General features: G+C 41.8%; 15 protein-coding genes, 1 tRNA gene and 1 pseudogene. 10 read left to right on the top strand and 7 right to left on the bottom strand.

What is annotated here, in order from left to right; genetic code table 11:
- Window positions 1-107: pseudogene (locus FTU02_RS14640) on the top strand (IS5/IS1182 family transposase); the annotation flags it as partial.
- Between the two features lies 1 nt (window position 108).
- Here the strand turns inward: FTU02_RS14640 and FTU02_RS14635 are convergent.
- Window positions 109-426 carry a hypothetical protein gene (locus tag FTU02_RS14635; RefSeq protein WP_180157793.1) on the bottom strand — a complete coding sequence of 106 codons (318 nt, stop codon included), beginning with the start codon at window positions 424-426 and terminating at the stop codon, window positions 109-111.
- 153 nt (window positions 427-579) lie between these two features.
- Window positions 580-666: transfer RNA gene (locus FTU02_RS14630), tRNA-Leu, on the bottom strand.
- A gap of 178 nt (window positions 667-844) precedes the next feature.
- Between FTU02_RS14630 and queA the strand changes: the two genes are divergently transcribed.
- From queA to secF, 8 genes are all read left to right on the top strand, one after another.
- The gene (gene queA / locus FTU02_RS14625) at window positions 845-1,885 is read left to right on the top strand and encodes a tRNA preQ1(34) S-adenosylmethionine ribosyltransferase-isomerase QueA (protein WP_180157791.1); all 1,041 of its coding nucleotides are present in this window, start codon (window positions 845-847) and stop codon (window positions 1,883-1,885) included.
- A 21-nt stretch (window positions 1,886-1,906) separates the two neighbouring features.
- Complete coding sequence (locus FTU02_RS14620; RefSeq protein WP_180157789.1) at window positions 1,907-2,935, top strand: hypothetical protein; 1,029 nt, start codon at window positions 1,907-1,909, stop codon at window positions 2,933-2,935.
- 54 nt (window positions 2,936-2,989) lie between these two features.
- Entirely contained in the window at window positions 2,990-3,556 is a 567-nt protein-coding gene (locus FTU02_RS14615; protein ID WP_078191268.1) for a LemA family protein, read from the top strand.
- Between the two features lie 80 nt (window positions 3,557-3,636).
- Window positions 3,637-4,533 (top strand): DUF4303 domain-containing protein, encoded by an 897-nt coding sequence (locus tag FTU02_RS14610; RefSeq protein ID WP_180157787.1) that lies wholly within the window; start codon window positions 3,637-3,639, stop codon window positions 4,531-4,533.
- Between the two features lie 80 nt (window positions 4,534-4,613).
- Window positions 4,614-5,744: a tRNA guanosine(34) transglycosylase Tgt gene (gene tgt / locus FTU02_RS14605; protein ID WP_078194179.1), complete on the top strand. Its 1,131-nt coding sequence runs from the start codon at window positions 4,614-4,616 to the stop codon at window positions 5,742-5,744.
- Window positions 5,745-5,850: 106 nt separating this feature from the next.
- On the top strand, window positions 5,851-6,180 hold the full coding sequence (gene yajC, locus FTU02_RS14600; RefSeq protein WP_078191271.1) for a preprotein translocase subunit YajC: 330 nt from the start codon (window positions 5,851-5,853) through the stop codon (window positions 6,178-6,180).
- 54 nt (window positions 6,181-6,234) lie between these two features.
- Window positions 6,235-8,133: a protein translocase subunit SecD gene (secD, locus tag FTU02_RS14595; protein WP_111885819.1), complete on the top strand. Its 1,899-nt coding sequence runs from the start codon at window positions 6,235-6,237 to the stop codon at window positions 8,131-8,133.
- Window positions 8,134-8,143: 10 nt separating this feature from the next.
- On the top strand, window positions 8,144-9,106 hold the full coding sequence (gene secF, locus FTU02_RS14590) for a protein translocase subunit SecF (protein WP_180157785.1): 963 nt from the start codon (window positions 8,144-8,146) through the stop codon (window positions 9,104-9,106).
- Between the two features lie 62 nt (window positions 9,107-9,168).
- Here the strand turns inward: secF and FTU02_RS14585 are convergent, their stop codons facing one another.
- From FTU02_RS14585 to cysM, 5 genes are all read right to left on the bottom strand, one after another.
- Window positions 9,169-9,819 carry a hypothetical protein gene (locus tag FTU02_RS14585; protein ID WP_180157783.1) on the bottom strand — a complete coding sequence of 217 codons (651 nt, stop codon included), beginning with the start codon at window positions 9,817-9,819 and terminating at the stop codon, window positions 9,169-9,171.
- An 81-nt stretch (window positions 9,820-9,900) separates the two neighbouring features.
- Complete coding sequence (locus FTU02_RS14580; protein WP_078194183.1) at window positions 9,901-12,207, bottom strand: bifunctional (p)ppGpp synthetase/guanosine-3',5'-bis(diphosphate) 3'-pyrophosphohydrolase; 2,307 nt, start codon at window positions 12,205-12,207, stop codon at window positions 9,901-9,903.
- Window positions 12,208-12,240: 33 nt separating this feature from the next.
- Window positions 12,241-13,629, bottom strand: a complete 1,389-nt coding sequence (rlmD, locus tag FTU02_RS14575) for a 23S rRNA (uracil(1939)-C(5))-methyltransferase RlmD (RefSeq protein ID WP_180157781.1) — start codon at window positions 13,627-13,629, stop codon at window positions 12,241-12,243.
- A 6-nt stretch (window positions 13,630-13,635) separates the two neighbouring features.
- Entirely contained in the window at window positions 13,636-14,454 is an 819-nt protein-coding gene (locus tag FTU02_RS14570; RefSeq protein ID WP_180009011.1) for a 3'-5' exonuclease, read from the bottom strand.
- Between the two features lie 32 nt (window positions 14,455-14,486).
- Window positions 14,487-15,407 carry a cysteine synthase CysM gene (cysM, locus tag FTU02_RS14565; protein ID WP_078191278.1) on the bottom strand — a complete coding sequence of 307 codons (921 nt, stop codon included), beginning with the start codon at window positions 15,405-15,407 and terminating at the stop codon, window positions 14,487-14,489.
- Between the two features lie 153 nt (window positions 15,408-15,560).
- Here cysM and FTU02_RS14560 point away from each other — a divergent pair, with 153 nt between their 5' ends.
- Window positions 15,561-18,368, top strand: a complete 2,808-nt coding sequence (locus FTU02_RS14560) for an ATP-binding protein (RefSeq protein WP_180094860.1) — start codon at window positions 15,561-15,563, stop codon at window positions 18,366-18,368.
- Window positions 18,369-18,428: the final 60 nt, after the last annotated feature.

Here is an 18,428-nt window from a genome sequence, read left to right as displayed (position 1 = left end):
AAACTTTCAAAATCCTTGCCGAGCGATATCGTAATCGAGGAAAAAGACTGGGCTTAAGATTCAATTTAATTGCGGGAATCTATAATTTAGAGCTGAGCAAAAAATGAATTATGAAAGAAGTCTATTTAAATAATTTGCTAACTTTGCGACTTTCAAATGATATTTCAACTCATTAGAAAACTCAGTTAAAGTATCTTCCTTGAGAAGATTTTCTTGTTCATCAATATATTCATTCTTTTTTCGCCGCTTGTAATCACTATAATCTCTTAACCCTGAAATCACGCCAGATTTAGCAAGAAAGTAAATACTAGAGACCATCACCACAAGAAAAATAAGTACACAAATAAATTCCAATCCATAAGTACTTTCCAATAATTTTAATGCAAATTGATTCAAGTTTAGTTCTGCATTTAAATTTGCTGACATATACACCCCTATTTTTTATTAAAAATTTATTTCTCAAATCATTTATAAGTTATCCAAAAGCTTTAGAGCATAATTACCAAATATCTTATTTTTAATTTCCTTCAGGCAATAAAAAACCCCAAGTCTTAATAAGCTTGGGGTCTTTTAGAATTTTGGTCCCGAGGGTCGGACTCGAACCGACACATCATCTCTGATAGTGGATTTTGAATCCACCGCGTCTACCAATTTCACCACCTCGGGAAGGTGTTGAAACGTATAATAAACTGTTTCAAAAACTTGTCAACGCATCCTGTTCTCATTTGATTAAAAATAAACCGTATAAGAATTTTTAGATGGATAATCCATCAATTTCAGCGTTAAAACTCAAAAAAGCTTATAATAAGCCAAATTTCATTATCCCCTTTTCAGATTTCTTAACATGCAACTTTCTGACTTTAACTTCAATCTCCCCGACGAACTCATTGCCCGCTATCCGCTTGAAACACGTAGTGCATCACGCCTGCTCCATCTCGACCTGAATGGCGAATATCACGACCATCATTTCACTGACATTATAGACTTGCTCAATGAAGGTGACTTATTGGTACTGAACGATACCAAAGTGATGAAAGCCCGCTTAAAAGGCAAACGAGCAACTGGCGGTGCAGTTGAAGTCTTAGTTGAACGTATTCTTGACCCAAAAACCGCACATTGCCACATTAAAGCCAGTAATACGCCTAAAGAAGGGGCAGAATTATTTATTGGTCCAGACGAAGTTAAAGTGACCGTTCAAGGCCGTCATGAAAACTTATTTGTTGTGGAATTTTCACAGCCTATTTTACAAGTTTTAGATTTATACGGTGCTTTACCGATTCCGCCTTACTTTAACCGTGAAGCAGAAGCGATTGATACTGAACGTTACCAAACTGTTTTTAACGATCCGACCAAATTGGCTTCAGTTGCAGCACCAACAGCAAGCTTACATTTTGATGAAGCGCTACTCAAAAAATTGGCGGACAAAGGCGTAAATAAAACCTTTGTTACCTTGCATGTGGGTGCAGGTACATTCTTACCCGTACGTACCAATGACATTGAAAATCACATCATGCACAGCGAATGGTGTGACGTTTCAGAAGAATCTATGGCTTTAATCCGTGAGACAAAAGCACGTGGCAATAAAGTCATTGCTGTCGGTACTACAGCGACTCGCGCGACTGAAAGTGCCGCTCAAGCCAATGGCGGCGAACTCAAGGGTTGGACTGGTGATACACAAATCTTTATCTACCCAGGTTATGAGTTCAAAGTAGTCGATCGTTTAATTACCAACTTCCATTTACCTGAATCTACCTTGCTCATGTTAGTGTCAGCGTTGTCCAGTCGAGATAATATTTTGAATGCCTATCACCATGCCGTCGAAAGCCAATATCGATTCTTTAGTTATGGTGATGCTATGTTAATTGATAATATTAACCACAAATAAAATTACGCCGAAATCATCCCCATGCCGATCGATTCTGTAAAGCACTCCATCCATATTCGTCGTAAGAAGAATGCTGTGGTTTTTCAGAATATCGCTCGGCTTTGGGATATAGGCCGAAACGCAAAAACTCACCAAGAACTCCTCGATGGGCTACATCCATGGAATGCACCCATTACGCTCAAATTTGAAAATTTACTCCCCTTAGCTTTAGCTGCGCTGGGTATCGGCTTCATGCTGTTTATTGTGATTCAGCCCGATCATGGCTGGGCACAGCTCTGCTTTGCTGCGGGGTTGGCCATGGTGTTCTGGGCCTATATCAGCTATGAAAAAGATGATCCGCTCGAAGAAGTTATTGCGTTTTTAGAAACCGAATGCATTGCCAGAAAATACCAATTGGCTTTTAACCGACAGCCTCAATACATTTCGATGCCACTGAATAATCTACAATTTATTGGCAATCTTAAACGTATGTTCCCCGTGTTTAAGCAAGGCAGCCTTTCGAATGATATTCAGACCTTTGCGAGCACTGTTTGGGAAGATGAAAATCAGCAACAGCATCAAGTCATGGTCTTTCATTATCACTATGTAAATGAACTGAAGGTACGTGACAAAGACGGTGATGAAGTCACGGTTAAAGAAATTCATAAAGACCTGTGGGGCGTATTTGTTTTTGATATTGGCATCCATGGACTAGCCGTATCTGCAACAGGTAAAAACTTTGGCTATCCCTATAGTTTTCCTTGGCACAGCAGCGACATTCAAACCAATCAAAAATTAAAATTTTATGGCGATAACCAAATGGAAATGGCTAAATTACTCAGCCCGGGATTTGTCCTTCGACTAGCGGATTTTTTTCAAAACCGTGAAGGTGATCTGCTATTTCATCCGAGCCACCGCATAATGTGCTATCTTGGCTCTACAGATTTATTTAAAGTCAGTAGTAAAGCAAAACGAATTCAAGATGTTTCGGCATTGCGTGGACATCTCAGAACCTTTAAATTAAATGCTTTAGAAAATTTGAAAAACGATTTAACGCAGTTTTTAAAATAGATTTCATACAATAATGTTTTAACTTACGACCTTTTATCTTGAGGATAAAATTTTATGGGGCTTTTGATCTTTGTTTTAATCATCATTGCATTGGTGATTGGTGCAATCATGATTCGCAACAACATTGTCCGACATCACAATGCAACCATTCGTGCATGGTCAGATGTAGCTAGCTATGAACGTCAAAAAATCAAAATTTTAGATGGATTACAGCCTTTGGTTGAGCAATATTCCAATTTTGAACAAGGGACTTTGGCAAAAGTCACTGAACTCCGTCAAAATATTATGAATTTGAACGTAAATAGTACCGATGTCAGCCAATTACAGCGTATCGAAGCCTTAAATCAAGATCTGATGCGCAGTCTGAATGTTGTGGTTGAAAACTATCCAGAGCTCAAAGCTAATGATATTTATCTGAAAATGATGAATGAAATTGAAGAACAAAACGAAAATGTCGGTGCGGCGATTACTATTTTTAACCGCAACGTTGAGTTGTTCAACAACCACATTCAAGTGTTTCCTAACAATATTATTAATACGCTATTGCTGAGTAAAAAAGCGGTTCGCCCTTTCCGCGATCAAGCTGCCAGCCAAAATTTTGATTATCGTCCGAACTTTTAAGTTCGGGCTTTAATGCACAAAAGTAAAAAAATAATGATGAGGTGATCAAGCACCTCCAAAACTAGAAAGAAAAATAAAATATGCAAAATCAAATTAATGCACTGAAAAATGTGCTGATTCAGGAGTTTTTCAAACTCTATGAGCAGCACCAAGACGACCATATTTACGCATGTACGTTGGTGTTCAATCCCTATTTTTCCATGGACTATATCGCAGTCTCTACGCAGCGTAGTATTTTTGCCGAAGATGAAGATTCTGCTCAATATCTTGCAGCGCATGATCGATGGAATGTGTCGAAATGGCGCTATCGTAGCCTACTGGCTTTAAGTCAAGACTTGGCGCAGTTTAAACTGACATCTGTAAATGAAGTGGGCCATTTAAACCTTGATCCATCTTCTATAAAAAGTACGATAAAGTCTGAATCGGCTAACCATCTTTCAATCTTGCTCAATGCCATACAACAAACAAAATTCGACTTGGTTCAGTCCTACGGCATAGAACTGGACAATATTCTGTTTTTTATCACGGTCCCGACACAGCCCGAAATAGAAATTTATTCAGCTCAGGTTTTAAATCCTCCAAGTACACAACTTGACGATTTTCTCAAATCCAAACAACCCCTCAAGCTCGACAGTTTACCCAAGCGTATGAAGCTGTCTCAGTATGATAAAGACCTGCTGATTGATTTGGCACAAATCGTGGAAATACAACCTTATAACTATTTACATGTAGCCAATGAAGTCTATCTTTTAAGCTTGGAAAAAAGTTATGCAACCACGAATCCCTATATTCAAAAGCTCATTGACAGCATCGTGGCCATGACATCGGACCCGAAAGGTACATTTGCGATGGAAAAAGAAGAAATTTTACAGCGGATTAACCAGTTCTATTTTAATGCCAAGAGTTCAGATGAAGCCTTGTCACAAGAAGCGATCTATAAATTTACAGACTTAACACCCGACAAAGCTAGCGTTTAACCGCAGAATCAAGGAAAATAGAGCACTTTTAGCACTCTTACCATCAGCGAACTGTTTTTTCGCCTTGATCTGGACCTTGTATGAAGTTTGAAAAATTGGCGCAATCGGGCCGTGCTCGTCGCGGCCGTTTAACCCTTGAACATGGTGTTGTTGAAACACCTATGTTCATGCCTGTCGGTACTTACGGTACTGTAAAAGGCATGCTCCCACGTGACATTAAAGAAATTAAATCCCAAGTTATTTTGGGCAATACCTTCCATTTATATCTTCGCCCAGGCCTAGATGTCATTCGTGAACATGGTGGCTTACACCAATTCATGAAATGGAATAACCCGATTTTGACAGATTCAGGCGGTTTCCAAGTCTTCAGTCTTGGCGCTATGCGCAAAATTAAAGAAGAGGGCGTGACTTTCCGCTCTCCGATTGATGGCTCTAAAGTCTTTTTATCTCCTGAAATTTCGATGGATATTCAGCACACACTGAATTCAGACATCGTGATGATTTTTGATGAATGTACGCCTTATCCTGCGACACATGAAGAAGCGCAAAAATCATTGCAGCTTTCATTGCGTTGGGCGAAACGTTGTAAGACTCAACATCATGACGTGCTGAAAAACCGTAATGCACTATTTGGTATTATCCAAGGCGGCATGTATGAAGATTTACGTGATGAATCTTTAAATGGTCTGAAAGAAATTGATTTTGATGGTTATGCCATTGGCGGCTTGTCTGTTGGCGAACCTAAAGAAGAAATGATCAAAGTATTAGATTATCTTCCAGAGAAAATGCCTGCGGATAAACCACGTTACTTGATGGGTGTCGGTAAACCAGAAGATATCGTAGAAGCGGTTCGTCGCGGTGTCGATATGTTTGACTGTGTGATGCCAACTCGAAATGCACGTAATGGTCATTATTTTGTGACCGACGGTTTAGTGCGTATTCGCAATGCCAAATATCGTCATGATCAAAGTCCGCTTGACCCACATTGCGACTGTTATACATGTACAAACTTCACCAAATCTTATCTCTTCCATCTTGAGAAATGCGGCGAAATGCTCGGTTCGATGCTCGGTACTATTCATAACTTACGTTATTACCTACGTCTAACTGAAGCGATGCGTGATGCTCTCGATCATGGCACTTTTGATGAGTTTGTTGAAGACTTTTATCGTCGTCGCGGCATGGAAGTGCCACCTTGTCCTCAAGATTAATTCTTTCAGCATTTGCGCTGAAGAAAAAGACAAGGTAAATTGCTGAACAAGTCCAATTTATTTATCAAAGTATTGATAACCAGTTTTTTTAGTTTAGGAAAATGAAATGAGCCTTTTTATTTCTACTGCTCACGCGGCAGGTGAAGCTGCACAGCAACCAAGCATGATGGCAAACCTGTTGATGATTGCGGTATTTGTCGCAATCTTCTACTTCTTGATCTGGCGCCCTCAATCAAAACGTGCAAAAGAACATCGTGCACTAATTGAAAGCCTAGGGGTTGGTAGTGAAGTTGTTTTTGCGGGCGGTTTAATGGGTAAAATCACAAAAATCGAAGGTGATTTTGCAGTTGTTGAACTGAACCGTGGCGTAGAAGTAAAAGTACAACGCGCAAGTGTGATTTCAGTTCTGCCTGAAGGCACTCTAAATAACCTTTAATCAAAAAATAAGTCGTGCACCCGCACGGCTTTTTTCATTTTAAGAAGAAAACGAATGCGTTACCCAGCATGGAAATATCTACTGATTCTAGTGGTACTAGTCATCAGTACATTATATGCCCTGCCAAGTTTGTATCCTGATGAACCTGCTGTTCAAATTTCAGGTGCCAAAGCCGGTACCCAGATTGACCAAAGCATCGTACAAAAAGCAGAGCAGATTTTAAAATCTGAAAATATTGCCAGCCATGACAATAGCTTCACCAATAATGCCGCTTTATTACGTGTTGATTCGAGCGAACAACAATTAAAAGCGAAAGAAGCACTGCGTCGTGGGCTCGGTGAAAATTATGTTGTCGCACTGAACCTTGCGCCTACTACCCCAGAATGGCTACAAAAAATTGGTGCTAAACCAATGAAGCTGGGTCTGGATTTACGTGGTGGTGTACATTTCCTACTCGAAGTAGATATGGATAAAGCCATTTCACAACGTATGGAAACGTCTGCGGCTGACTTACGTCGCCAACTTCGTGACAATAAATTAAAATTCAATAGCTTATCTTTGAACAACAACACCATTACGATGCAATTTGCAAATAATGATGACCGTTCTGCAGCTATGGATTTCCTTCGTCGTAACGGCAATGAATATACTCAACAAGCGGTTGCAACAACTGAAGGTTCGACTCTTCGTCTAAGCTACACAGATACACGTAAACAAGAAATTCAGTCTTATGCTGTCAACCAAAACTTAACAACTTTACGTAACCGTATTAACGAGTTAGGTGTAGCGGAAGCATTAGTACAAACCCAAGGTAGCAACCGTATTGTGGTTGAATTACCAGGTGTACAAGATACTGCTGAAGCAAAACGTGTACTTGGTCGTACTGCAAACCTTGAGTTCCGCTTAGTTTCTGATTTAAACGATCAATATATCGATCCTTACACAGGTCAAGCAAAAGGCTCATTACCGCCAGGTACAGAAGCATTTGCTTATGAATCTTTGGACAGCGGTCGTCAATTATTGCTTAACCGTAACCGTATCTTAACAGGTGAACGTGTACAAAATGCGTCATCAGGCTTTAGCCAAGATACAGGTGGTGCTGAAGTAAATATTACTTTGGATACTGCGGGCGGTAAGTTGATGTCTGAAGCCACTCGTAATGCTGTAGGCAAACGAATGGCTGTTCTGTTCATCGAGAACAAACAAAAAATTAGTTATGTTGCTGATCCTGCAACAGGTACACAAACTGAAGTTCGTACACCTTATACCGAATCTGTGGTCATCAATGCGGCAACGATTCAAGCCGTATTGGGTTCCCAGTTCCGTATTACTGGTCTAGATTCACCTCAAGAAGCGTCTGAACTTGCATTGATGTTACGTGCAGGTGCATTAGCAGCGCCAATGTACTTCGTTGAAGAACGTGTGATTGGTCCGAGTCTCGGTCAAGAAAACATCGACAAAGGCGTATTATCAACTCAAATCGGTTTCTTATTGGTTGCGATTTGGATGGTGGTCTTCTTCCGTGTGTTCGGCTTGATTGCCAACTTTGCACTCGTGGTTAACCTTGCCATGATTTTAACCATCATGTCTTGGATTGGCGCGTCCCTCACCCTTCCGGGTATTGCAGGTATCGTAATTACCATTGGTATGGCGGTCGATGCCAACGTACTGATCTGTGAGCGGATACGAGAGGAAATTAAATGGGGTGCCTCGCCGAAACAGGCGATTGTTGCGGGTTATGATCGTGCGTATAACACCATCTTTGACTCCAACTTAACCACATTCTTGGTTGCTTTCATTCTGTTCGCAATTGGTACAGGCCCAATTAAAGGCTTCGCGGTTACCCTAATGATTGGTATTGTCTGCTCAATGTTCACAGCAATTACTGTGACACGTGCAATCGTACAAATCATTTATGGTAAAAAACGTAACCTGAAGAAGTTGAGCATTTAGGAGATCGAAGATGACTGAAAATACTCAACCGAAACAATACGGCCGTCCTGACAACGAACGCCTTATTCCGTTTATGAAGATTGCCAAACCGGCAGCCTTGATATCGATTATTTTAACGCTCGCAAGTATCTTTTTTATTTGCACCAAAGGTCTAAACCTCGGTTTGGACTTTACTGGCGGTGTGGCAGCAGAGTTGAACTATAGTCAACCAGTAAAATCTACCGATGTGAGCTCAGCGCTGACAAAAGCTGGTTTTAAAGACCCTGTGGTACAAACCTTAGGATCTGACCGCGACCTGATGGTTCGTATGCCAGTTCAAAAAGACATTGAAGCTGAAGACCTAACCAAAGCCATTACGACTGCTGCTCAATTGCCGGGCAATAAAGCAGAAGTACATAAAGTTGATGTGGTTGGCGGTCAAGTCGGTAATGAACTCTACGTGCGTTCTGCTGGCGCTGTAGGTCTTGCCCTACTGCTCATGCTGGTTTATGTCACTATTCGCTTTGAATTCAAACTTGCGATAGGTGCTGTACTGTCTTTATTCCACGATATCGTGGTGACCATTGGTATCTTTGCCATGATGCAGTGGCCGTTTGACTTAACAGTTTTGGCTGCGCTACTCGCGATTATCGGTTTCTCGCTCAACGATAACATCGTTGTATCTGACCGTATTCGTGAAAACTTCCGTAAGATTCGTGGTGCTGAGCCTCTCGAAGTTGTGAACAGTGCATTAACTGAAACACTTCGCCGTACCATTCATACCTCAATGACACTATTACTGGTTGTTGTAGCGATGATGGTACTGGGCGGTGATGGTCTGAAATGGTTCTCTGTTGCAATGTTTGTTGGTGTATTTGTGGGTACATATTCATCAATCTACATTGGTACAGCCTTCGCGTTATGGCGTGGCCTGAACCGTCAAGACTTCATTGTACAAGTGAAGCCTGAATTTGAAGAAGAAGAGATTCCTTAAGCTTTTCAACTTATAGTTCAGATCAAAACCCATCTTCGGATGGGTTTTTTTATGCGACTACCTTAAATAAATGAGCTAGGCAAAATCGCAATAATAGGATGTAACTTTTTAATATCGGATTGCAGGAATTCTACCTGTCGTTTTTGATCTAGACTTGCAAATTGCCATGTATCATCTGTTTGCTGTATCACGTTTAAAATTAAATTTAAGCCATTTCGCAAATATACACAGGCTAGATCCGATCTCTCTACCCCTCGCCGTTCATCACAGACCACAAGCCAACCCTCTTGTAATACAGGGGCATAATACGATGCTGTGATGCGAATCAAATACAGGTCTTGAGTGTTTTTAAATAATGCTGAATATTGAGATGAATCATTTGAAATCGGTTTTAAAGAAAATGCCTGTGTCTCAACCACCTGCATTTCAAAAAGGACCAAGCTTGCTTGCTCCTCAGTGCACTTGGCTTGTCCTATAAATTGAACTTCATGATCCAAACTTCCCTTTATGAGTTCCAATTGTGTCTCTAACTCACGTGCAAATTTCTCTCCAATCTGCCGATGACTATTTAATAATTGGGAAATTAAAGGAACAGATAAGCCAAAATGTTCACATACGGCTTTACCATTTTTAAAAGGGCCAATTGACACCCAATGATCGATAGCTCGTGTTAAATTCTGTCGACGCTTTTCAAAAAGCTCTGAAGGCAGCATAAGCACTCAATTTTATAATTTCTCTCCCCCAATATAATAAAAAAACCCGCATGCAGCGGGTTTTTTTATACAGCTTTATTTTTAGCTACCTTGTACCAATCGACGTGCGCTAATAATGCCCGGTTGCTGTTCTAGACGTGCCAACAGTTTCGACAACTGCGCCAAGCCTTTCACTTCAATCAACAGCTTCATATTGGCAATGCCATCACTCTCGGAAATCGTATTCACCTGACGAATATTGATTTGGTCTGAGAAAATCACTTGTGTCAGATCTTTAAGCAAACCACGACGGTCATAAGCTTCCACCACGATTTGCACACTTTGACCACGAGTTGGCTGCATTTCCCAATCCGCTTCAACCGCACGTTCAGGCTCTTGCCCAATCATACGGATATAATCCGGACATGCGACCTTATGGATACTTACGCCACGATTCAGGGTGATATAACCAGCAATCGATTCACCATGCACAGGCTGACAACACTGAGCAATGTGTAGTTCTACATTGTCCAAACCATCAATCAAAATACCATGCGCCGAAAGCGTATGACTTGCACGTGGGTTCAAGGTTGGTTTTAACACCAGTTCAGGCTCATCCTGATCGAGGTGCATATGACGGTTAACCTGATTGATTAAAGCATGCAAGCTAATGTCACCACTCACCAAGCCAATCAATATATCTTCACCCAATTTCACATTAAAATGATTGCAGTAATCATTCAAATCGATACTTTTCGGGTGAATCGCCAAACGTGACAATTCTTTATTCAGAATCTCACGTCCCACTTCCAAGTTTTTACTACGGTCTTGCTGACGGAACCAATGACGCAACTTATCACGTGCACGAGCCGTCTTGATATAACCCAGCGAGTTTACCAACCAATCTCGGTTAGGCTCACGATCTTTCTTGGTTAAAATCTCGACCTGTTCCCCAGTTTTTAGGGTATAGGTTAAAGGTACATAACGTTGGTTCACCCGTGCTGCATAGCACTTGTTGCCCACTTCAGTATGCACATGATAGGCAAAGTCAAGCACGGTCGAACCGCGTGGTAATTCTTTGATATCACCATCACGACTGAACACATAGATTTTCTCAAAATCTTCAAACTCTTGGATTTGTTCGAAGTTTTCAGAAGCCTCATCTTCTTTATGGGCGCTAGCATCATTTCGTTCTTGATAATGTTCAAGCACTGCACGTAAAGAATGTAAGCGATGATTAAATGAATAATCTGTGGTTTTAGAACCTTCTTTATAGTTAAAGTGTGAACACACCCCGAGTTCAGCTTCTTCGTGCATATTGTGCGTACGAATTTGCACTTCTAAAGATTTGTTCTCTGCAATCACGGCCGTATGCAGTGAGCGATAACCATTGGCTTTCGGGTTGGTAATATAATCATCGAACTGATGCGGAATATGACGCCAAATCTGATGAACAATCCCCAGTGTGTGATAACACTCAGGCACATTATCCACCAAAACACGAACCGCTCGAATGTCATAAAGCTGATCAAAGCTCAGGTTCTTACTCTTCATTTTTCGATAAATCGAATAAATGTGTTTCACCCGACCATTAATCTCGGCCTCAATGCCATGATCTAATAGTTCTTTACGCAACTTTTCTGTCACGAACTGAATATATTGCTCACGCTCTAAACGTTTTTCATTCAGTAAAGAGGCAATTTCTTTATAGCGTTCAGGTGCTAGATAACGGAAAGCAAGATCTTCAAGCTCCCACTTAAGCTGTGCAATTCCTAAACGGTGCGCGAGCGGCGAGTAAATGGTTAAAATTTCTCGTGCGACACGCTCTTGTCGCTCTTTGGTTGAGTGCGCCAACTCACGTAATGCATAGGTACGTTCAGAAAGTTTGATTAATACAACACGAACATCTTCGGTCACCGAAATCAGCATTTTATAAATGCCGGTCAAATGTTCACGTTGGTTATTATTAAAATGATCTTCTAGACGTTTATTTTGCTCAATCAGGTCAGACAACTTACCCATGGCAAGCGTGCCTTTGACCAAAGCATGCACTTGATCGCCAAATTTGCTTTGGACTTCTTCTAAACTGGTTACGCCTTCACGAACACTTCGATACAGCATGGCTGCTGATAACGTATCTTCATCCGCATACAGATGGGCAAGAATATCCGCCATTTCAATACCCGTATAGAAGGTATTTGAGCGATGGTTGACCGTTGTTTCAAGTTCATTCTGTAAGGTCAGATGGGCAACTTCTTCGAGTTGCTTTAGAGGAGCCCCGTCAAACATGCCACTCACACGCTCTAGCCATTCAGCTAAATCATGCTGTGCTTGCTCGGCATGTTCTACAGTCGTTTCCTGAGACAGCTCATTGAGACGTCCAGGTAATTGTTCACGTACTGTGACCATACCATACTCCTAGTTTTCTACGCTTCATAACTTTTAATCGTTTATCTGATTTTCTTTTTCGAACAAAGCAATCGATTCGACATGCCCTGTATGGGTAAACATGTCCATGACACCCGCTTTTTTCAAACGGTAGCCTTGTTGTACCAGCATTCCAGCATCGCGTGCTAGTGTTGCAGGATTACATGACACATAAACGATTCTTTTTGCACCAAATTTGGGCAAATAACGCATTATTTCTTCTGCACCAGAACGTGGTGGGTCTATCAATAATGCATCAAATCCTTGTTTTGCCCAAGAATGATGCGAAAAATCTTTTGTTAAATCTTGTGAATAAAATTTCAGTTGCGAAAGGCCATTGTTTTGTGCATTTTCTGCACCACGCTGAACCATTTCTTCACTCCCTTCAACTGCAACGACTTGACCCGTTGAACCCACACATTGAGCAAGTGGTAAAGAAAAGTTTCCTAAACCACAAAACAGATCTAGAACTCGCTCACCTTGTTGTAACTGAAGCAATTCACATGCCAGTTTCACCATTTGCGGATTAATCGTGGAATTCACTTGTGTGAAGTCCTGAGGATTAAAGCCAAATTCCACACCAAAGTCACTTAGACCATAGTGCAGACGCATCGGTGCATCGGGATAATCCACGCGATGTAAGCTGTCTGGCCCTTCAGGTTGTAAGTACAGTTGCCACTCTTTATGTAACGCAAATTTTACTAATTGGTTGACATCTTCCGCGCAAAGTTCCGCCGTATGACGAATCAGGAGGGCAATTTCTTGATCTCCCATGGCCAGTTCAATATGCCCAATATCTGCTTTACCTTGCAGACTTTGTAACAATTGTTTGAGTGTGGTGATTGAGCCAAACTCACGATCCAACACCATACAACGGTCAATCGAAGTCAGTTTATTTGACTGGCTCTCACGAAAGCCAACCACGAGCTTATCTTTTGCAGGTAGGTAACGCACACCGATACGTGCTTTGCGACGGTAATCTTCACGCAATGAACGTAAAGGAGCTAACCATTGATCAGGTTGTATCCCAGCAAAATGTTGCAAATGTGATTGTAAAACATCTTGTTTTAAACGAATTTGCTCGTCGGGATGAATATGCTGCATGCTACACCCACCACAGACCCCATAATGTGGGCAGGCCGGTTTAACCCGTAGAGCAGACTCTTCACTCAGCAATTCCAGACTATCTGCTTCTTCGAGACGCTTAACGACATTAGTAATACGCGCACGCACCGTTTCACCTGGCAATGCACAACGAATAAATACTTTCTTACCGTGTTTTTCCGCAGGATGATCTGGATGCGTCCCAAAGTGCGCTATGCCTCGCCCCTCATGTGAAAGCGATTCAACCTGAAATGTATAAATGGGTTGTTGGGCTTTTTGGGGTTTGGCTTTGTGTTTCATGCGTACCTAATGTGTGGAAGATGGGAAATCAGATTGGGTGAATTCGGTACGTTGCGAGGTTTGCTGCCATACCAATAAAAAGTCAGCGTGTTGCGGCTGAGTTTGTAAATATTGAATCGTACTTTGAATCAAGTGCTGATGATCATTTAACAATAACTGTCCTTTCAGCAACAGCCAGCGTAAATAAATCAACCATGTATTGAGCACATCACCTTCACAGTAGCTGGTCAGTTCCATCCACTGTTGTTCACGTACATATTCAGGCACATGGTAGCCACCATCACCACGTTTACCGGGGAAACCAAGTAAATGTGCTGCATCGTCGAGCTTTTGAAAATGACGACCATGGAACATGGCCATGACATCCATCAAATCTACATGACGATGATGATAACGATTCTGGTAGTTATTATAGCGCTTTTGCGTATCAATCTCGCCCTGATCGAACAAACTTGGTGCAGATAGTCCGTGATACATGGCACGGAACAAAATCACAGGCAAATCAAACTGCGAACCGTTCCAACTGACCAAGGTCGGATGACGCTTTTCAAAAATAGAAACGAATTTTTTTAAAATTTCAGCTTCGCTATTGTCTTCACGGCTAAATGAAAACAACTTCATGCCCTTTTCATCAATCCATAGGCCAGAGATACAGACAATTTCATGCAAGGCCAAACGCTGAAAATCCGTGCCCGCCTCTTGGCGACGCAGTTTAGTCAGCGCTGCATCTAAATCCACCTCAGGCAGATCCAGTCCATACAAATGCGCACCTGACTTCAAATCTGTCAGTGTTTCGATATCAAAAATTAAAACAGGTAAACGCATAAGTACTCACCAGTGCCGATCGGCTACTGTAATTATTCAGGATCAACAACAGAGAATAGACCAGTCGACAAGTAACGGTCACCACGGTCACACACGATGCAAACAATCACGGCATCCGGATTTTCTTCAGCCAATTTAACTGAAGCCCATACCGCACCACCCGATGAGGTGCCCGCACTTATACCTTCTGTACGTGCTAAACGACGAGCTGTTTTTTCCGCTTCAATTTGCGGAATATCCATAATACGGTCAACGCGTGAAGGATCAAAAATCGTAGGAAGATATTCTTGTGGCCAACGGCGAATACCAGCAATGTTTGAGCCTTCAGACGGTTGTAAACCAACAATTTGAATATCCGGATTTTGTTCTTTTAAATATTTCGAAATCCCCATAATGGTCCCGGTGGTTCCCATTGAGCTGACGAAATGTGTAATTTTACCGCCTGTTTGTTTCCAAATCTCAGGCCCCGTAGTGAGGTAATGTGCTTCCACATTGTCCGGGTTACCAAACTGGTTTAGGACTAAACCTTTGCCGTCTTTTTCCATTTGAAGGGCAAGATCACGTGCTTCTTCCATGTTTTCAGATTCGATCAGTTCAGCACCGTAGGCACGCATGGCATCTTTACGCTCTTGGCTAGAACTTGCAGGCATGATCAAGGTCATTTTATAGCCACGCATTGCTGCAACCATAGCTAAAGCAATCCCTGTGTTTCCGCTCGTCGCTTCAATCAACGTATCACCCGGTTTAATCTGACCACGCTTTTCCGCTTGCATAATCATGTTATATGCAGGGCGATCTTTGACCGAACCCGCTGGGTTATTGCCTTCTAACTTGGCTAATACTGTTGCTTGAGTATGACTTGCCAGACGCTGTAAACGCACTAACGGCGTGTTGCCGACGTAATGGTCTAATAAAAAATCGTCTGCTTGAAAATCAGGGGTTGTATTACTCATTATTCACACCTATATCGAGGTGCGCCTATTGTATGAAAAAATGCCTTTGCCTGCACCCATTTGCCTCGCTTTTTCGCGAAAGTGATTAAAGCACAATCAGTTTTAAATAATCCATGCTAATATTCGGGGCATAAGGAATAAACTGCTTAAACCATGTCAAATATCAACAAAAAGCTTTTTAAACGCCTACACTTAAATCATGCCTATGGTCAGTTGATTGCACTTATTTTCGTGCCGATCACCATTTTGGCTTGTGTCGGTGCGATGTTGGTAATAACAGAAACCTCCAATGCAGCCAAAGCACAACAAAAACAAATGGCTGTCGCGATTCTGACACGCTATCAACCCACGTCAGAATCTGCGATTGATTTGCTGAATCATTACCCTTGGCAGTTTGATCAAGCTCGTAATGCCATGCAAAGCATGTTGAACGAAAAACATTTGATTCGTGCCGCGATTTTAGATCTTAAAGGCAACAACCGCCTGAGCATCGGCTTTCAAGATCAAGATATTTGGCCTGCTTTTGACAGTAAAGCATCTTTTATTGGACCGATTGCACATCAGGGTAACCATATTTATGCCCTGAAAATTTCAGATTCAACTCAGACCCCAGCATGGTTAAGCATTGAACTGGACAATCAACCGCTGCAAATTGCCCGCTATCGCGTGTTAATTGTGTTGATTGCAACAGGTTTATTGACACTCTTATTACTTTTGCTGTGTTTGAATTTTTATTCACGTCGTTGGATCGCACCAATGTACGAAATTCGCATGCAGTTACAACGTTTAAATGCCGACACTCTAGATCAGCACATGATCATTAACAGTACTGGAGAACTCCGGTTATTACAGCGTGATATAGCCAATGTGGTTAAACGCTTACATTTCAGTTTCTTAGAGCTACGTGAACATACCGAACAAACGGAAGATGACTTAAGACGCACGCTTGATACTTTAGAAGTACAAAATATTACCTACCGTCAAGCACGTGACCAAGCAATTCAAGCCAACCAATCAAAATCAGTGTTTTTGGCCAATATTTCCCATGAACTGCGCACACCGCTGAACAGTATTGATGGCTTTATTCATCTTTTACTGCGCCAAGGCAACCTCAGTAATGAACAAAATTTATATCTACAAACGATTCGTAAATCTTCTGCGCATTTATTGGCTTTAATTAATGACGTGCTTGATTTCTCGAAAATCGATGCAGGCAAACTAGAACTCGAAACTGCGCAATTCGACTTAGAAGAAGCCGTCTTTGATGTGATGGATATGTTGTCGCCATTGGCAGCACAAAAACACATCGATATGACCTTCTACTATGCGGACAATGTGCCGAAATTTGTGGTTGGTGATGTCCTACGCTTCAAGCAAATTTTGACCAACTTAATTTCAAATGCAATTAAATTCACTCCAGATGGTGAAATTATTGTCCGTGTCCGTATGGAGCATGATGACATCGGTCAATGTCTGCTGCACTTTAGTGTGCAAGACAGTGGTATCGGCCTAAGCGGTACCGACCGTAAGAAACTGTTTGAATCCTTCTCGCAAGGTGATGCATCTGTTACCCGTCAATTTGGTGGTACAGGTTTAGGTCTTGCCATCTCCAAACAATTGGTCAGCCTGATGCATGGACAAATTGGTTTTGAAGATAACCAAGAACGTGCCCCAACGGAAAAAGGTTCAACCTTCTGGTTTACTGCGCGCTTTGTGGTCGATGAAGAAATTGAAATTGTGCATCCACAATTTAGCAATCTACAAGTCGTTTCCTACTTAGCACATCCAGCAACCGCCAATGTCCTGCGTCATTACTTAGAAAATTATGATGTTGAACATATTGAAACGCAGTCGATCCTTGATTTATTTAGTCGACTCAATCAGCTAAAAACCAATGAAAATACCTGGTTGATCGTCGATCACAGTGGTGACTCCGAAGCCTTACTGAAAGAAATTCGTCATCGTTATAGCGGTAACTTAGCAGTTTATGGCTACCAAATGATGCTCGATCCAAACATGTTGAACGAGTACCGTGCACGTCCATTGCATCAACCGCTCAGCCGTACAGCGCTGATTCAGTTGTTGAGTAATGAGCCGTGGTTTGATCAGGAGCAACATGAAGAATTTAATGGTCAAGGTCTGCATATTTTGGCAGTCGACGACCATTTACCAAACCTGATTGTGCTTGAGGCCCTGCTCTCTGAGTTGAATGTGAAAACCACCAAGGCTTTGAGTGGACAAGAAGCCATTGAAATCATTCAAGCTCGCCAAGAGCAAGGTTTGACAGCTTTTGACCTCATCTTTATGGATATTCAAATGCCAGTGATGTCAGGTGTCGATACCACGCGTGCCATTCGTTCACTTGAGTCGACTTTTGAAAATCATAAGCGCCTTCCGATTATCGCTTTGACGGCACATGCGCTCTCTGATGAAAAACAAAAGCTTCTGCAAAGTGGTATGGATGACTATGTCACCAAGCCCATTCAAATGGATCAAATTATTCAAATCTTGACCCAGTGGACTACCGATAACTTTAAGAAAGTGCCGGTTTTAGAGCGCAGTTCGGTGATTGAAGCCCTAGAGCCAAGTATTTTAGATTGGCAGCAAAGCTTGCAGTTGGCCGCGAATAAAGAAGATCTTGCAGTCGATTTACTGAAAATGCTCGTCGATAGCTTTGAGCAAGAAATCCATGAAATGGCACAGCTCATCGAAGATGAAGATTTTCCACAATTAGAGCATGTACTACATCGGCTTTATGGCGCAACCCGCTATGTGGGCGCTCCAACCCTCCAAGAGGTTTCAGGTCAATTTGAGCAATTTGTTTCGACTTTACGTAAGGAACGCCGTAAAGCAGATGACGCTTTTGTCCAAGAAACCCTGAACCGTTTTGATGAGTTAAAAAATGTCATGGCGCAAGTTGAACACGCAGCTCAACAAATCTTAGCCAAACAAAATAATTAAGCGCAGTCCGACTAAAGTCAGTGCCGTCTAGCTTCTGTTGTGACTGCACTGTCATGTATC

The sequence above is a fragment of the Acinetobacter sp. YH12045 genome, assembly GCF_013419925.1.
GTDB classification, from domain to species: Bacteria; Pseudomonadota; Gammaproteobacteria; order Pseudomonadales; family Moraxellaceae; genus Acinetobacter; species Acinetobacter amyesii.
Note: the sequence above shows the minus strand (reverse complement) of the source record. Positions and strands in the feature narration are given on the sequence as shown.

Excerpts from the sequence above, each read along its gene's own strand:
- FTU02_RS14635 (WP_180157793.1), bottom strand. The coding sequence starts at position 426 with ATGTCAGCAAATTTAAATGCAGAACTAAACTTGAATCAATTTGCATTA.
- queA (WP_180157791.1), top strand. The coding sequence starts at position 845 with ATGCAACTTTCTGACTTTAACTTCAATCTCCCCGACGAACTCATTGCC.
- FTU02_RS14620 (WP_180157789.1), top strand. The coding sequence starts at position 1,907 with ATGCCGATCGATTCTGTAAAGCACTCCATCCATATTCGTCGTAAGAAG.
- FTU02_RS14615 (WP_078191268.1), top strand. The coding sequence starts at position 2,990 with ATGGGGCTTTTGATCTTTGTTTTAATCATCATTGCATTGGTGATTGGT.
- FTU02_RS14610 (WP_180157787.1), top strand. The coding sequence starts at position 3,637 with ATGCAAAATCAAATTAATGCACTGAAAAATGTGCTGATTCAGGAGTTT.
- tgt (WP_078194179.1), top strand. The coding sequence starts at position 4,614 with ATGAAGTTTGAAAAATTGGCGCAATCGGGCCGTGCTCGTCGCGGCCGT.
- yajC (WP_078191271.1), top strand. The coding sequence starts at position 5,851 with ATGAGCCTTTTTATTTCTACTGCTCACGCGGCAGGTGAAGCTGCACAG.
- secD (WP_111885819.1), top strand. The coding sequence starts at position 6,235 with ATGCGTTACCCAGCATGGAAATATCTACTGATTCTAGTGGTACTAGTC.
- secF (WP_180157785.1), top strand. The coding sequence starts at position 8,144 with ATGACTGAAAATACTCAACCGAAACAATACGGCCGTCCTGACAACGAA.
- FTU02_RS14585 (WP_180157783.1), bottom strand. The coding sequence starts at position 9,819 with ATGCTGCCTTCAGAGCTTTTTGAAAAGCGTCGACAGAATTTAACACGA.
- FTU02_RS14580 (WP_078194183.1), bottom strand. The coding sequence starts at position 12,207 with ATGGTCACAGTACGTGAACAATTACCTGGACGTCTCAATGAGCTGTCT.
- rlmD (WP_180157781.1), bottom strand. The coding sequence starts at position 13,629 with ATGAAACACAAAGCCAAACCCCAAAAAGCCCAACAACCCATTTATACA.
- FTU02_RS14570 (WP_180009011.1), bottom strand. The coding sequence starts at position 14,454 with ATGCGTTTACCTGTTTTAATTTTTGATATCGAAACACTGACAGATTTG.
- cysM (WP_078191278.1), bottom strand. The coding sequence starts at position 15,407 with ATGAGTAATACAACCCCTGATTTTCAAGCAGACGATTTTTTATTAGAC.
- FTU02_RS14560 (WP_180094860.1), top strand. The coding sequence starts at position 15,561 with ATGTCAAATATCAACAAAAAGCTTTTTAAACGCCTACACTTAAATCAT.